We start from the raw sequence: 15,290 nt of genomic DNA on the forward strand, positions 1-15,290 counted from the left end.
TGATGGCGTAGCATGCTCTCTTTTGGGCCCAATATGGGGCCGGTTCCGAAAATTTTTCCCCCGGCTTTTCCCGCGTGATCACTGGGAAGCAGGCTGATGAACAGCGGCGTTACCAAAAATTTTCCAAAATGCTCCGTTTCAACCCCGCTCCCGAGGGAAACCGGCCGCAAAAAGTGACCGCTGCCACGGTCCCCGGAGGGGGTTCCCAGCAGCCTCGGACGTGCCTATGGTAGAGCGGTGAACGCACTTCTTTCCGGGCAGTAGTCCGCGCGCCCGGGCGCTTTCGCCGGCATTCGTTTCAAGGAAGAACGAAGAAAAGAAGGGAAGAACCACATGGGTGAAGAATCCAGCCAGTTCCACATCAGGCCTGAGGTGGCGGACCACCTTGCGGCAGCCATGGATGCGCCTGTGGCGCCCGGTCCCGCGGCTACGGGTGCCGTTCCGCTGGCAGGGCAGAGCGGGTGGCCGGACGGCATGGGAAAGCGGCGGCACCCGAAGGACCAGGGCTCCGGCCATGGGCGAATGGGTCACGAGGCCGCAGTGACGGCTGTCCACCGCACCGGCCGGCCCCAGATGCCGCACTCCTCATAGCTGCTGGCCGGCGCCTGGACCCAGCAGGGCGACGCGCGCTGTCCATATCGACACGATAATTGCCTGGCGCCCCCGGAATATGGGGGCCGCCAGGTAATTTGCGCGTCGCGGACCCGCAAGCGCGTCGAAAAGCGTGCGCCCCGCCGGGCTTAGCCTTCGCGGACCACGTCCGACGGGTCCTTGTCCAGGCGCCAGCCCCGCCACCGTGGATGCCTGAGCCTGCCCGGCCCCGTCCACTCGCTGTAGGTCACCTCGCCCACGAGCTCCGGTGACACCCAGTGGGCGTCGGCGGAGTCCGGCCGGGGGACGTCGTGGAAGGGTGAGGTCTTCCGGCCCAGGCGTTCCACCGTCTGGCGGAGTTCCGTGAGCTCCCGGCCGCTGAAACCGGAGCCGACGCGCCCCACGTACTGCAGCTTGCCGCCGTCGGGAATGCCCACCAGCAGCGATCCCACGGTGTCCTGCCGCCCGCCCTTTCCCGGCCGCCAACCGCCCACCACCACTTCCTGGGTCTGTTCCGTCTTGAGTTTGATCCAGGTCCTGGTCCGCTGCCCGCTCACGTAGCGGCTGTCCGTCCTCTTGGCCATCACCCCTTCAAGGCCGAGCTCCTGCGCGCTGTCGAGGAGGAGGTCCACGGATTCCTCGAGCACCATGGACAGGTCCACCGGGCAGTCGGAGGGACGGAAGAATTCCTCCAGCCGCTGCCGCCGTTTGCTGAGCGGCAGGCGCCGGAGGTCCTTGCCGTCGTCGAAGAGCAGGTCGAACAGCATCAGCTGGACCGGGATCGAGGTGCGGGCTTTGGCGACGTCGGCCGCCCGGGTAAGTTTCATCCGCCCCTGCAGCAGCCCAAAGTCAGGCCTTCCACCGGGCCCGACGGCGATGATCTCACCATCGGCCACGAACGGCTGCCCCGGCCAGCACGCCCGGTCCGTGAACTCGGGGTAGGTCCTGGTGACGTCGTTGCCGTTGCGGGAGAAGATCCGGACCTTTTCACTGTCCGCCACCAGCAGTGCCCGGACACCGTCCCACTTGAGCTCGTACTGCCACGTGCTGCCGTGCAGGTCCGCAGTGCTGCCGGAGGTCGCCATCATGGGGGCGTACTCCAGCGGGTCGGCAAGGGCGCTCAGCGTTGCTGCGGAAGCCGCGGACGGCTCTTCGCCGCCGGCGTCCTGCGAAGGTTCCGGCACTGCGCGGGCCGGCTGCCGTCGTCGTCCGCCTTGCTGCTCCTGGTCCATCAGGTGGATCAGCCATTGGTTTTCGGCGTCCTTCCCCTGCCCGCGTCCGGTGTGGATGAGGGCCACCTTCCTGCTGCCGCCCAGCCCGCCGCCCTCCGATCCCGTCAGGGTGACGATGACTTCCTTGCCGTTGATCCACTTGTGCAGTTCGTAGGTGCCGGTGTCCCAAATGGTCATCTCACCCGCGCCGTACTGTCCCTTGGGGATGGTGCCGTGGAAGGTGAGGTAGTCCATGGGATGGTCCTCGATCTGCACGGCCAGGTTGTTCCTGCCGCCGGACTCCGGGACGCCCTTGGGCAGGGCCCAGGATGCCAGGACCCCCTCGTGTTCCAGCCGGAGGTCCCAGTGCAGGCGGCTGGCGTGATGTTCCTGGATGACAAAGCTGTTGCCGCCGGCCGGGATCCCCGCGAACGGTTCGGGGGTCGCCTTGGGGTCGCGCATCGAGCGGTACCTGCCCAGCCGGGCGTCGCCGTCGTGGTGTGCGTCCCCCTGTTCCGGGCTGCCGGTTGTCCCACCCGCCGCCGCGCTTGCCGCAGCGTTGACGACGGCGGCGAACGGGTCCTTGCCGTCCCGCACCCGGCGCAGCACCTCCTGGTAGTCCAGGTGCTTCAGCGTGGGAGACTGGATTTCCCGCCAGGTCCGCGGGGCGGCCACCATGGGCGTGGGCCTGCCGCGCAGCGAGTAGGGGACCACCGTGGTTTTTGCGGCGTTGTTCTGGCTCCAGTCCACCAGCACCTTGCCCTTGCGCAGTGACTTCTTCATGTCGCTGACGGCGAGGTCCGGGTGGTCGGCCTCGAGTGCCCGGGCCAGTTCGCGGGCGAAAGCGGAGATCTGTTCCGAGGTCTGGGTCCCGTCCAGTGCTGCATACAGGTGGATGCCCTTGCTGCCACTGGTTACCGGCACCGGGTCCAGGCCCACGTCCTGCAGGATGTCCCGCGCCAGGAGGGCCACTTCGCGGCATTCCGGCAGCCCGGCGCCCTCGCCAGGGTCCAGGTCCAGCACCAGCCGGTCCGGATTGAGCTGGTGGCCGTGCGGATCCACCCGCCACTGCGGCACATGGATTTCGAGGGAATTGATCTGGCCGAACCACGTCAGCGTGGCGGCGTCGTTGACCAGGGGGTAGTGGATGGTCCGGTCCTTGTGCGTGATCGCGGCCCGGGGCAGCCAGCCAGGCGCTGAGTCCTCCAAATCCTTCTGGAAGAACACTTCTCCCGGCTTGTCCGCGGTGCCTACTCCGTTGACCCACCGCTTCCGCGTGGCCGGGCGGTTGGCGGCCGCCGGTATCAGGACGTGCGCCACCGCGGCGTAGTAGGCCAGCACATCCGCCTTGGTGGTGCCGGTCTCCGGGTAGATGATTTTGTCCAAGTTGGTCAGCGTCAGTTCGCGGCCTGCCACCCGGACACGTTCCCGGCTACCTGCCATGGGGCTTCACCTCCGGCCCGCACTGATGTTGACTGTATGAATGAGAGCCATCTGGAAAGGTGCCATCGCGTTCGGCCTGGTCAACGTGCCCGTGAAGGTCTACAGCGCCACTGAGGATCATGACATCAGTCTGCACCAGGTTCACAATGCCGACGGCGGCAGGATCCGCTACCAGCGCCGGTGCGAGGTCTGCAGCGAAGTGGTGGACTACTCGGACATCGAGAAGGCGTTCGAGGAGGACGGCCGCACGGTGGTGCTGTCCAAGGATGAGCTCAAGTCCATTCCTGCTGAGAACAGCCACGAGATCGAAGTGGTGCAGTTCGTGCCGTCGGAGCAGCTCGAACCCATGATGTTCGAGAAGAGCTACTACCTGGAGCCGGACTCCAAGTCGCCCAAGGCCTACGTGCTGCTGCGCCGCGCGCTGGAGGACACGGACCGGGTGGCCATCGTCCAGTTCGCGCTGCGGGAAAAGACCCGGCTGGGTGCCCTGCGCATCAAGGACGACGTCCTGGTGCTGCAGTCCCTGCTCTGGCCCGATGAGGTACGCGAGGCCAACTTCCCATCGCTGGACGCCGATATCAGGATCTCCGCCCAGGAACGGGACATGTCCGCGGCGCTGGTGGAATCCATGGCGGCCGACTTCGAGCCCAGCTCCTTTACGGATGAGTACCAGGTGCAGCTCCGGCAGCTGATTGACGCCAAGCTCGAACAGGGCGAATCGCTGGACACGGAGGAAACGTTCGGCGTCGAGGCCGGCGAGGGCGGCAAGGGCGAGGTCATCGACCTCATGGAGGCCCTCAAGCGGAGCCTGGACCGGAAGCGCGGCGGCGGGGAAGCCGCCTCCGCCGGTGGAGAATCCGACGACGAAGCGGACGCAGGGGACGAGGAAACCGAAACTGCCAAACCTGCGGGCAAGCGGTCCGGCACCAAGGCGGCCGCGTCCAGGACGGCGGCAGCGAAGACCGGCACAGACGATGCCAAACCAGCCGCCAGGTCATCAGCGAAGTCCACATCGGCTTCCGCCAAGACCACGGGAGCAAGATCCACAGCGTCCAAGTCGACGACAGCCAAATCCACGACAGCCACATCCACTGCAGCCAAGTCCACTGCAGCTAAAACAACCGCGTCCAAGTCCTCCGGCACGGGCCCGGCGGACACCAAGACGTCCGGCACAAAGGCTGCGGCAAAACCGGCGGCCAAGACCACCAGGGCGCGCAAGCCGGCCTGAGCGGCAATCGGGACGGCATTCCGCAAGGCCGGAGGGGCCGGGCCGGCGCGCTTTCGGAAAACCTGCTTTACAGCGGCCTCCAACGCGCCCACAATGAGTCGCATCGCAGCCTCCGCTGTGCCAACGGGGCGCTGCCACCCATTCCGGACGGACATGTAAAGGGGCGCGGACATGAGCCAGCAGACGGATGCAGTGGAGGCGGACCGGGAGCTGAAGAAAAAGCACCGGGCCATGTGGGCATCAGGGGATTACCCCGCCCTCGCGGACGAGATGCTCCTGGAACTGGGCGCCGTCCTGGTGGAGGCCTGCGGCATCAGGCCACGCCAACGGGTCCTGGACGTTGCGGCCGGAACCGGCAACGCGGCCATCCCGGCAGCCATGATGGGGGCCGAGGTGGTGGCCAGCGACCTTACTCCTGAACTTTTCGAGGCAGGGCGCAAGGAGGCGGCCAACCGTGGCGTCAGCCTGGAGTGGCAGGAGGGCGACGCCGAAGCCCTGCCCTTTGGTGATGCGGAGTTCGACGCCGTGATGTCCTGCATCGGGGTGATGTTTGCGCCGCACCACCAGGCGGCCGCGGACGAGCTGCTCCGGGTCTGCAAGCCGGGAGGCTCGATCGGGCTGCTCAGCTGGACGCCGGAAGGATTCGTCGGTCAGATGCTGGCCACCCTGAAGCCGTTTGCCCCGCCGCCCCCGCCCGGCGCACAGCCAGCGCCGCTCTGGGGGAGCGAGGAGCATGTCCGCGAACTGCTGGACGGGAGCGTCACCGACGTTCACACCCGCAAGCAGAACCTGGCCGTCAGGAGCTTTCACCAGCCCGCGGACTTCGTCAGGTATTTCAAGTCCCACTACGGCCCCATCATCTCCGTCTACAAATTCCTGGGCGAGGACCGGGACAAGGTCCAGGCGCTGGATAAGGCCCTCACCGATCTTGCTGATTCCTTTGGTGATGCGCACGGCGACAGCCCGTTCCAGATGGAATGGGAGTACCTGCTCTTCACGGCGAAGAAGGCCTGAGCCATGGCGGGAAACCACGTGGCTACATCCGTTGCCACCATCAACGCCCGGCCGGAGCGCGTGTGGGAAGTGCTGACCGATCCCGCCGCAGTGAAGGAGTTCATGTTCGGGACCACTCTGGAGACGGACTGGACGGTGGGAAGCCCCATCACCTGGCAGGGCGTGTGGGAGGGAAAGACGTACCAGGACAAAGGCCGGATCCTGGCCGTGGAGCCGGGGCGGAAGCTCGTCCACACCCATTTCAGCGCCCTGTCCGGCCAGGAGGACAAACCAGAGAACTACCACACGCTCGAATGGACACTCGAGGACCAGGGCGGCGCCACCCGGCTGACGCTGGCCCAGGACAATAACCCCACGGAGGAAGCCGCCGCGCACTCGAAGGGTATGTGGGACAAGCTCGTGGCGGATGTGAAGGCACTCGCCGAGCGCGGCTGACTGATGCCCGCCCGTGCGGGCGGACGGTTAAAACCAGGCGGCCGCCGTCGGGCGTATCCCTTGGGAGGGAAAGCCCGACGGCGGCCGCCGGCGTTGTGCTGCCTGAGGCAGCGAAGGTGCTACTCGGCGTCGTGGTCCGTTTCGAGGATCTGCACCAGGCGCTCCAGCGCATCGTCTGCGCCGGCACCTTCGGCGCGGAGGACCACCACGTCGCCGTGTGAGGCGCCCAGGCTCATGAGGGACAGGATGCTGGCGGCATCCATGGCCTCGTCTGCCGGCTCGCCTTCACGGGCGATGGTGATGTCCAGGTCGAACTCTCCGGCTGCCTCGGCAAAGATAGCGGCGGGGCGGGCGTGCAGGCCCACGCGGCTGGCAACTGTTGCTGTGCGTTCTGGCATTTTTGCTCCTTTGTCTTTCGGCGTGCTGATCGTTCAGCGCCGGGAAGGTCTGTGGCTGAACCGGCTCAGACGGTTACGGGAACCGGTTCAACCGTATCAACGGTCTTCTTGACTGCCCAGCGCTTCAGGGCGATGACCGAGAGGGCGGTGACCACGACGCCGACGATGATCGAAACAACGAACATCAGGAAGTTGTCGATGGCGAAGAAGACGAACAGGCCGCCGTGGGGTGCCTTGGATCCGACGCCGGCAGCCATCGAGATGGCTCCAGTCACCGCACCGCCCAGCATGCTGGCGGGGATAACGCGCAGCGGGTCGGCCGCGGCGAACGGGATGGCGCCTTCGGAGATGAAGGACGCGCCCAGCAGCCAGGCTGCCTTGCCGTTTTCCTGCTCCGCCAGGCTGAAGAGCTTCTTGTTCAGGACGGTGGACGCCAAGGCCATGGCCAGCGGCGGAACCATGCCGGACGCCATGACGGCTGCCATAATCTGCCACGGGGCCTGGTTGTCGATGGTTGCGGCGCCGAGGCCGGCGACGGCGAAGGAGTAGGCAACCTTGTTGACCGGGCCGCCGAGGTCGAAGCACATCATCAGGCCCAGGATCACGCCCAGGGCGATGGCACCGGCCCCGGTGAGGCCGGACAGCCAGGAGTTCAGGCCGTTGGTGATGGCGACGATGGGGCCGCCCAGGATTACGAACATCAGGCCCGAAGCCACCAGGGAGGCCAGCAGCGGGATGATCACCACGGGCATCAGGCCGCGCAGCCAGCGTGCCACCTGCAGGCGGCCTACCACGTGGGCGATGTAGCCGGCCAGCAGGCCGCCCACGATGCCGCCCAGGAATCCGGCACCCATGAACCCGGCAACTGCACCGGCGACGAAGCCGGGCGCGATGCCCGGACGGTCAGCGATGGCGTAGGCGATGTAGCCTGCCAGCGCCGGAACCAGGAACCCGAGTGACAATGCGCCGATCTTGAACAGGACCGCCCCGAGGTAGGCACCCAGCGGACCCCACGCGTTGTCGGGGAACTCGGTGGGCAGGTTGAACAGGCTGTTCTGGACCACAATCGTGTCCGCGTACTTGGTGATCAGGTAGCCGCCCATGAGGAAGCCAAGGGCGATCAGCAGGCCACCGCCGGCCACGAACGGAATCATGTAGCTGACACCGGTCAGGAGGGCTTTCTTGAGCTTCTGCCCAATGTGCTCGCCCTTTTCCTCGGCCTCGTGCTCGGCCTGTTCCTCGGCACCGAAGTGCGGGACGCGCCGGGCGTGGGGGTTGTCGGCCGCGGCGAGGGCTTCCTGGACCATCTTGTCCGGTTCGTCGATGCCGCGCTTTACCGGGGCGTTGATGACGGGCTTGCCGGCGAAGCGCTCCTTACCGCGCACGTCCACGTCAACAGCGAAGATCACGGCGTCCGCCGCGGCGATGACGGCGGGGTCCAGTGCCTTGGCTCCGGAGGAACCCTGGGTCTCCACCTGCAGGTCAACGCCCACTTCCTTGGCGGCTGCCACGAGGGAGTCGGCTGCCATGTAGGTGTGGGCAATGCCGGTGGGGCACGCGGTGACGGCCACCAGGCGCTTGGGTCCCCGGGCGGCGGAACCTGCGGATGCCCCTGCGGGGGCACCCACAGCGCTGGCACCGGCTGCGCCTACTCCGGCGCCGACCGGAACTGCATCGGCCGGAGCCGCTGCGGCGTGCGCGGCGGGCTTGTCCGCCAGCGCGCCGTCGACGAGTTCCACAATTTCTTCCTGGGAGGACGCGTTGCGGAGGGCCGCGGTGAAGTCCTTTTTGATGAGGGACCGGGCGAGCTTGGAGAGCAGCTTCAGGTGCTCCTGGTCCGCTCCGTCGGGAGCGGCGATGAAGAACACCAGGTCAGCGGGGCCGTCCTTGGCGCCGAAGTCCACCTTCGGGTTCAGGCGGGCCATGGCGAGGGTGGGTACGGTGACGGCGGCAGAGCGGCAGTGCGGAATGGCGATGCCGCCGGGGATGCCCGTGGCGGTCTTCTGCTCGCGGGCGAAGGCGTCCGCGAAGAGTCCTTCAACTTCTGATGCGCGTCCGGTGGCAGCTACCTTGCTTGCCAGATGCCGGATCACCGTCTCGGGGGCGTTGCCCAGGTTCTGGTCGAGCTCGACCAGGTCCGTGGTGATGAGCTGGGTCACTGTCAATCCTTTCGAAGGGCCGTGATGGTTACGGCATCCGGGGTGGTTTGGTTTACTGCCGGAACGGTGGAACCCGGCAGCGAGGCAGCGGCGGCACCATGGGCCACCGCCTGACGAAGGCAGTCGGCAGGGGCGGCGCCCCGGCCATGGGCAAGCAGGTAGCCGGCAAGTGCGGAGTCGCCCGCACCCACCGTGCTGACCGCGGCGACCGGCGGGTGCGTGGCCAGCCACGCGCCGTCGGCCGTGACAAGGACAGCTCCCTTGGAACCGAGAGTTGCCAGCACAGCACCCACACCGGAACGGACGACGGCGGCTGCGGCGGCAGCGGCAGCAGCCGGATCCGCTTCCAGTTCGTCACCGGATGCCGGGGGGAAACCGGCAGCTGCGGCCAGTTCCGCCAGTTCCTCGGCGTTGGGCTTCAGGAGGTCAGGCATGCCCTCCGGGCCGCCGGTAAGGGCGGCCGCGAGTGGCAGGCCGGACGAGTCGACGGCGATGCGCGGGGCGGCGCCGTCGGCGGAAGAACGCAGGCGGCGGGCTGCCGTTGCGTAGAAGTCGGTGGGGAGTCCCGGCGGCAGTGATCCGGCCAGGACCACCCAGGTGGCGCCGCGTGAGCTTTCGACCAACAGCTTGATCAGGGCTTCCTGCTGGTTCTCATCCAGCGCGGGGCCCGGTTCGTTGATCTTGGTGGTCACGCCGCCGGGTTCGGTGAGGGCCACGTTGGTGCGCAGCGGCTCGTCGATGGGAAGCGAAACGAAGGGCACCGCATGCTCGCGCAGGCCCGCCAGGACGGGATCGCTGTCCGCGCCGGGGAGGACGGCAAGGGACTCCAGCCCCGAGGCCACCAGCGCGCGGGAGACGTTGACGCCCTTGCCGCCGGATTCCTGGCGGACGGAGATGGCGCGCTGTACCTCGCCACGCTCGAGCGGGCCGGGAAGGGCGACGGTCCGGTCAAGGCTGGGGTTGGCCGTGAAGGTGACGATCATGCGACCACCACATCAACGCCGGCCTCTTCCAGGGCGGCTGCGAGTTCAGGTCCGGGTTCACTGTCTGTGATCAAGGTGTCCAGATCTTTCAGGGAGGCGAACTGGACCAGGGTTTCCGTGTCCAGCTTGGAGGAGTCGGCCAGCACCACAATGCGGCGTGCCGACTGGACGAAGGCTGCCTTGACGGCGGCTTCTTCAGGATCGGGAGTGCTGACGCCAAAGGTGGCGTGGATGCCGTTGGTTCCGATGAACGCGATGTCAGGGCGGATCCTGGCGGCGGCGTTCACCGTTGCCTGCCCCACGGCTACCTGGGTGAGGCCGCGAACCCGGCCGCCCAGGATCTGCAGGGCAACGCCGGGGACGTTGGAGAGTTTGCTGGCAATGGGTACTGCGTGCGTGATGACCACCAGTTCGTGCTGGGGGCCCGTTCCGTCGGAAGGTTCGACGGCGGTGCGGCGGGCCAGCATGTCGGCAAGCACTTCGGTGGTGGTGCCCCCGTCCATCAGGACGCTGGCAGGCGAGTTGCGGGGGATCAGGGCAAGGGCGGCTTCGGCGATCCGGATCTTTTGGTCCGGCCGCTGAATGGCCCGTTCAGTGACGCTTTCCTCGGTGGTGCTGAATCGGTCTGCCGCAACAGCGCCGCCGTGGACACGGCGGACCGTGCCGGCGTTTTCGAGGGCGGCGAGGTCCCTGCGCACCGTTTCGGTGGTGATGCGGAAGCGCTCAGCCAGCAGGGTCACGCTGACCCGGCCGCTGCCGGCTACAAGCTCGGCAATCTGTTGCTGGCGCTCTTCGGCGAACACATACCCTCCGTTGCGTAGGTCCTGCTGTGAGGTTGTCCGCCCTGCCGACTTCCCGGCCTTGCGTGACTGGCATCACATTGATGTTGAGTTACTTGACTTTATCTGTGCTTCTGTTGGTTTGTCAATGGAAACCAACATGAAACAATATCGAGCTTTCCAGTCCGGGCGCAGGCACGAAAAAGCCGGGCTGGACGCGTGGTGGTCCAATCCGGCTTTTTCGGGTTCATCGGTCACGCCCCGGGATCCCCGTCCCCGTCCCCGTTCGCGTGTGGCTAGATACCGCCGTCGCGGCTTTCGTGGCGGGTGATGCGCTCACCGGTGTTGGGATCGATAACGGAACGTGATTCGCTGACGCGGCGGCTGCGGCCCGGGGAAGCGAGGATGAGCGAGGCGACCAGCCCGATCACGCCTACCGCCATGAGGATGTACCCAACCAATTGCTGGTCCACGAACGGGATCAGTCCGGGCGCGACAGCCCAGGCAAGGATGGCGCCGAGGGCGATGAGGAAGATTGACGATCCGATTCTCATGACTTGCTCCTTATGGCCGCGGGCTGCGCGGCGCTGGTAGGGCGATACGGAAGGGTGGTGCGTACACTGCCAAAAGCCAAGCCTGCTGTCTGTCTAGCGTCACGCTACCTCCCGGTGATTCCGGATTCAATGATCCGACCGGGGCGTCGTGCTTCCGTAGTTAGGCTTGACCAGTGGAAACAGTTGTGTGGTCCAAGCCGGAAGACCAGCGCGCAGGCACCCCCCTCCTGGTGATGATGCACGGGTACGGTACGGACGAGTCCCGGATGGTGCGCCTCTTCGAGTACCTGCCTCCCGAGTTCACGTTTGCCGCCCTGCGGGCACCGATGCCCATCGGCGACCACTGGGGCTGGTTCCTGCTCGACTACTTCCTGGCGAACGACTTCGCGGATGTCATCTCCGCCGCCAACTCGGTACGGGCATGGATCAGCTCCGTCAGGGACCAGCACAGCAGCGTCACCCTGATGGGGTACTCGCAGGGCATGGCCATGGCCAGCACGCTCCTGCGGCTGCACCCCGACGACTACAAGGCGGTTGTGGGACTGTCCGGCTTCGTGCTCAACAACGAACTCCTCTCGGTGACCGACTCCTTTGACGTCAAGCCGCCCTTCTTTTGGGGCCGGGACAAGGCGGACCTGGTGATCAACGAGGACGCCGTTGCCTACACCGCCGAGTGGCTGGAAAAGAACACTCTGTTGACGGCCCGGACATACCCGGGAATGGGGCACGCGATGTCCAAGACCGAGATGGTGGACGTCAGCGCCTTCCTGCGTCACTACGTGCTGCGCTGACTGTGTAGCCGCCCCATCAGTGGGTAAGAAAAAACAGTTGCCAGCGTAATTTGCAAGCGCTTACACTCGTCTACGGCCATGATCGGTCCTGCAGTGGGCGGACAAGGAAGTGATGCTGAGCGCGCGAAGCGCAGCACACCCTCCTTTAGGCTGTCCCGGCAGGGCCGGCTGTCCACTAACCGAAAGGACACCGCACTGCCGATGACACTGGAAACTGCAGCTGAGGCCGCCGCCTGGACCGGCGCCGCAGCAATCCTGTTTGACCTGGACGGCGTCCTGACGCCCACCGCTACCGTGCACGAGCGCGCCTGGCAGGAACTGTTCGACGGTTATCTGGCCTCGCACCCGGAGCTCCCCGGATACCGGGAAAGCGACTACTTCGACCACATCGACGGCAAGCCCCGCTTTGACGGGGTGCGCGACTTCCTGGCCTCGCGGGGACTCACGCTGCCGGAAGGCCCGCTGGATGACGACCCGGCCCACGAAACCGTCCAGGGCCTGGGCAACCGGAAGAACGCGATCTTCAGTGACATCGTGAGCGCCGGCGTCGAACCGTTCCAGGGCTCGGTCCGCTTCCTCGAAGCCGCCCTGGAACGCGGACTCAAGGTCGCCGTCGTCTCTTCTTCCCGCAATGCCCCCGCCGTCCTGAAAGCCGCCGGTCTCAGCCACTACTTCGCCGTGGTGGTGGACGGGGTGGTGGCCGCGGAGCAGGGCCTGCCCGGTAAACCAAGCCCGGCTACCTACGAATACGCGGCAAAACTGCTGGACCTCTCCAGTCCCGAGTGCGTGGTGGTGGAAGACGCCGTATCAGGGGTGCAGGCCGGACACGCGGGAGCGTTCCACTCAGTGATCGGCGTGGACCGTGGCGCCGGGCGGCAGACGCTCCTGGACGCCGGAGCCACCTTGGTGGTCAACGACCTCCAGGAACTAGTCCCCTAAACCCAGGCCTCAACAACCCCCGTTGCCTGCCCCGGGCAACCCTGCTGCTCACCGGCAGCACCCCATCCGAGTATTGCCCTTCCCCCGAATATTCCGTGCCGGCCAGCCCGGCACCACAGCAAGGTCAAAAGGACCCCGACCATGGCATTGATTTCCGCGGACCGCGAACGGTTCCCCGATACCCCCTGGCAGCTCGTCGAAACGCGCTACGGAACCGATGGCACAGGAACCCTGGAGGCCCTGTTCGCCCTGGGCAACGGCCATCTGGGCATCCGGGGGGCCCATTGGGCGGCCGCCGATGCCGAGTTGCCAGGCAGCTTCATCAACGGCCTGCACGAAATCTGGGACATCAAGCACGCCGAAAACGCCTTTGGCTTCGCCCGGACGGGCCAGCGCATCCTCTACATCCCGGACGCCAACAACTTCACCGTTGTGGTGGACGGCGAAAACCTCAGCCTCGCCGAATCAGAGGTCCTGGACTACCACCGGAGCGTCGACTTCTCCACCGGGATCTACGAGTGCCGCATCACCTGGCAGTGCCGGTCCGGCGCCACCGTGACCACCACGGAACGGCGGGCTGTGGGCTACGAGTCCCGCGGCTGCCTGGGCATTTCCCTGGAGGTGGAAGCGGACCGGCAGATCTCCCTGGACGTCACCTCCGCGGTGATCAACCGCCAGGACCAGCCGGTGGAAGACCACTCCGTGCACGATCCCCGCCGGGCCGGACGGCACGCCGGGCGGGTGCTGCTCCCCGTGCGGCTGGACGGCGGCGACGGCTCGTTGCGGTTGTCCTGGGAGGCGGCCGAATCCAAGCAGCGGGTGGGGATCGCAGTGGACCACTGGACCTCTGCCGGGCACCAGCCGTTCGAAACGGTGGTGGACCAGGACGACAGCACCGTCCGGTACGTCCTTGCGGTCGAAGCCGGCGATCCGTTCCGCTTGGAAAAGAGCGTCAGCTACGCGGCCGGCCGCACCATCCAGGACCCGGACGTCGATGCGGCCGCTGTGGCGGAGGAAGCCCTCCGCCCGGTGGACAGCATCTTTGCCGAAAGCATGGCCCATTACCGCGGTTACTGGGCCACCTCGGACATCGTGGTTGAGGGCGGCCGGCCCGGGCTGCAGCAGGCCATCCGCTGGAACCTTTTCCAGCTGGCCCAGGCCACGGCACGTGCCGATGTTGCCGGCATCCCCGCCAAGGGCGTGACGGGTTCGGGCTACGAGGGGCACTACTTCTGGGACCAGGAGGTGTACCTGCTGCCGTACCTTACCTACACCAACCCCGACGGCGCCCGGCAGGTCCTCGAGTTCCGCCACGGCATGCTTCCCGAGGCCCGAATCCGGGCGAAGGAACTGAGCGTGGACGGCGCCCTCTTCCCGTGGCGCACCATCAACGGCCTCGAGGCCAGCGCCTATTACGCGGCCGGTACCGCACAGTTCCATATCGCCGCCGCGATTGCCTTCGCCACCAACCGGTACCTCTGGGCAACCGGAGATGCCGGATTCCGGGATGGCATGGGCGCAGAACTGCTGATCGAGACGGCCCGGATGTGGATCTCCCTGGGCTTCTTCGGCAAGGACGGACTCTTCCACATCCACGGCGTCACCGGCCCTGACGAGTACACGGCCGTGGTGAACGACAACCTGTATACGAACGTCATGGCCCGCTTCAACCTGCGTGCCGCCGCCGCGCTTGGGCACGCAGGCATCACCCACGAGGAGCGCCAGCTGTGGGAGGCGGCCGCCAGCCGCATGCAGCTGCCCTTCGATGAACGGATGCAGGTCCACTCCCAGGACAACGACTTCATGACCCTGGAAGCCTGGGACTGGACCACGCCGCGGTCCAAGTATCCGCTGCTGCTGCACTTCCACCCCCTGGTCATCTACCGGCACCAGGTCCTGAAGCAGGCGGATACCGTCCTGGCCATGTTCCTGCAGTGGCAGGACTTCACGGCTGAGGAGAAGCAGCGGGCCTTCGACTTCTACGATCCCATCACCACCGGCGATTCAACGCTGTCCGCCTGTGTCCAGGGGATCATGGCGGCCGAGGTGGGCTATTCGAGGGAGGCCCTGGACCACTTCACCAATGCCGCCTTCATTGACCTTGACAACACGCATGCCAACACGATCGACGGCGTGCACATCGCCTCCACCGGCGGAGTCTGGAGTTCGCTGGTGTGCGGGTTCGCCGGCATGCGCGACCAAGGCCAGGTCCCATACTTTGATCCACGCCTGCCCGCGGAGTGGGAGGGACTGACCTTCCACCTGAAGATCAGGGGCCGCCTGCTGCTGGTCCAGCTCGCAGCCCGCTTTATCACGCTGACGGTCCAGGACGGCGGGCCGCTGGAGGTGGACGTCCGTGGCCAGCGGCTCATGGTGGGCAACGAGCCGGTGCGGGTGCCGCTGGAACCGGTGGGGGAGCCGGAACCCACGGTGTTCCCCAGCGGATTGCCGACGGCGAGCATCCCGGTGGTGCGCGGCAACAGCTGAGCGCGTTGCCGGGCTGGGAGGACGCGTCCGGCGTAGGCCCGGCAGCTTCCCTTGCCGGGCCTCCTCCATCTCCCGCTGCCGTTCCTGCCTGGTGCCCCCCCAAAAAAGCACCAGGCCGGCCCGCAGTGGCCTAGCCCGCGAGGAGGGTGGCGGCTTCCTGGCGGGTGGTGCCGGAGTCCTGGATGCCTTCTGCGATGTGGGCGAGTTCGGCGGGGATGTCGCGGCCTTTTTTGCGCATGGCGGTGGCCCAGAGGCGGCCGGCGCGGTAGGAGGAGCGG

Annotated in this window: 13 protein-coding genes and 1 pseudogene; 7 read left to right on the forward strand and 7 right to left on the reverse strand. The window is 66.6% G+C overall.

Features of this window, described 5'->3' with window-relative positions; all coding sequences use genetic code 11:
• The first annotated feature begins 333 nt into the window (after positions 1-333).
• A complete protein-coding gene (locus tag ACWRN3_RS09555; RefSeq protein ID WP_476740465.1) occupies positions 334-591 on the forward strand; it encodes a hypothetical protein in 258 nt (85 codons plus the stop codon).
• Between the two features lie 149 nt (positions 592-740).
• On the opposite strand, the gene ACWRN3_RS09560 is transcribed toward ACWRN3_RS09555, so the two are convergent.
• Complete coding sequence (locus ACWRN3_RS09560; RefSeq protein ID WP_476740466.1) at positions 741-3,245, reverse strand: ATP-dependent DNA ligase; 2,505 nt, start codon at positions 3,243-3,245, stop codon at positions 741-743.
• Positions 3,246-3,285: 40 nt separating this feature from the next.
• On the opposite strand from ACWRN3_RS09560, the gene ku reads away from it, so the two are divergent.
• The 3 genes from ku to ACWRN3_RS09575 all read left to right on the forward strand — a co-directional run bounded on the left by ku (position 3,286) and on the right by ACWRN3_RS09575 (position 5,922).
• Positions 3,286-4,473, forward strand: a complete 1,188-nt coding sequence (gene ku / locus ACWRN3_RS09565) for a non-homologous end joining protein Ku (protein ID WP_476740467.1) — start codon at positions 3,286-3,288, stop codon at positions 4,471-4,473.
• 171 nt (positions 4,474-4,644) lie between these two features.
• Positions 4,645-5,487: a class I SAM-dependent methyltransferase gene (locus ACWRN3_RS09570; protein ID WP_476740468.1), complete on the forward strand. Its 843-nt coding sequence runs from the start codon at positions 4,645-4,647 to the stop codon at positions 5,485-5,487.
• Positions 5,488-5,505: 18 nt separating this feature from the next.
• Positions 5,506-5,922 (forward strand): SRPBCC domain-containing protein, encoded by a 417-nt coding sequence (locus tag ACWRN3_RS09575; RefSeq protein ID WP_255174202.1) that lies wholly within the window; start codon positions 5,506-5,508, stop codon positions 5,920-5,922.
• Positions 5,923-6,041: 119 nt separating this feature from the next.
• On the opposite strand, the gene ACWRN3_RS09580 is transcribed toward ACWRN3_RS09575, so the two are convergent.
• The 5 genes from ACWRN3_RS09580 to ACWRN3_RS09600 all read right to left on the reverse strand — a co-directional run bounded on the left by ACWRN3_RS09580 (position 6,042) and on the right by ACWRN3_RS09600 (position 10,795).
• Complete coding sequence (locus tag ACWRN3_RS09580; protein ID WP_015935750.1) at positions 6,042-6,320, reverse strand: HPr family phosphocarrier protein; 279 nt, start codon at positions 6,318-6,320, stop codon at positions 6,042-6,044.
• Positions 6,321-6,385: 65 nt separating this feature from the next.
• Positions 6,386-8,479, reverse strand: a complete 2,094-nt coding sequence (locus tag ACWRN3_RS09585; RefSeq protein WP_255174203.1) for a PTS fructose transporter subunit IIABC — start codon at positions 8,477-8,479, stop codon at positions 6,386-6,388.
• Positions 8,480-8,481: 2 nt separating this feature from the next.
• The gene (locus ACWRN3_RS09590) at positions 8,482-9,462 is read right to left on the reverse strand and encodes a 1-phosphofructokinase family hexose kinase (protein ID WP_255174204.1); all 981 of its coding nucleotides are present in this window, start codon (positions 9,460-9,462) and stop codon (positions 8,482-8,484) included.
• On the reverse strand, positions 9,459-10,265 hold the full coding sequence (locus ACWRN3_RS09595) for a DeoR/GlpR family DNA-binding transcription regulator (protein ID WP_255174205.1): 807 nt from the start codon (positions 10,263-10,265) through the stop codon (positions 9,459-9,461). Before ACWRN3_RS09595 ends, ACWRN3_RS09590 begins: the two co-directional genes overlap by 4 nt.
• Positions 10,266-10,537: 272 nt before the next feature.
• The gene (locus ACWRN3_RS09600) at positions 10,538-10,795 is read right to left on the reverse strand and encodes a DUF6458 family protein (protein ID WP_255174206.1); all 258 of its coding nucleotides are present in this window, start codon (positions 10,793-10,795) and stop codon (positions 10,538-10,540) included.
• Positions 10,796-10,968: 173 nt separating this feature from the next.
• Between ACWRN3_RS09600 and ACWRN3_RS09605 the strand changes: the two genes are divergently transcribed.
• The 3 genes from ACWRN3_RS09605 to ACWRN3_RS09615 all read left to right on the forward strand — a co-directional run bounded on the left by ACWRN3_RS09605 (position 10,969) and on the right by ACWRN3_RS09615 (position 15,012).
• The gene (locus ACWRN3_RS09605) at positions 10,969-11,586 is read left to right on the forward strand and encodes an alpha/beta hydrolase (RefSeq protein ID WP_476740469.1); all 618 of its coding nucleotides are present in this window, start codon (positions 10,969-10,971) and stop codon (positions 11,584-11,586) included.
• A gap of 201 nt (positions 11,587-11,787) precedes the next feature.
• Entirely contained in the window at positions 11,788-12,525 is a 738-nt protein-coding gene (locus ACWRN3_RS09610) for an HAD family hydrolase (RefSeq protein WP_476740470.1), read from the forward strand.
• A 141-nt stretch (positions 12,526-12,666) separates the two neighbouring features.
• A complete protein-coding gene (locus ACWRN3_RS09615; RefSeq protein ID WP_476740471.1) occupies positions 12,667-15,012 on the forward strand; it encodes a glycoside hydrolase family 65 protein in 2,346 nt (781 codons plus the stop codon).
• 130 nt (positions 15,013-15,142) lie between these two features.
• On the opposite strand, the pseudogene ACWRN3_RS09620 reads toward ACWRN3_RS09615, so the two are convergent.
• Positions 15,143-15,290, reverse strand: a pseudogene (locus tag ACWRN3_RS09620) (lipoyl synthase); the annotation flags it as partial.

The organism is Pseudarthrobacter sp. rb (assembly GCF_056389225.1).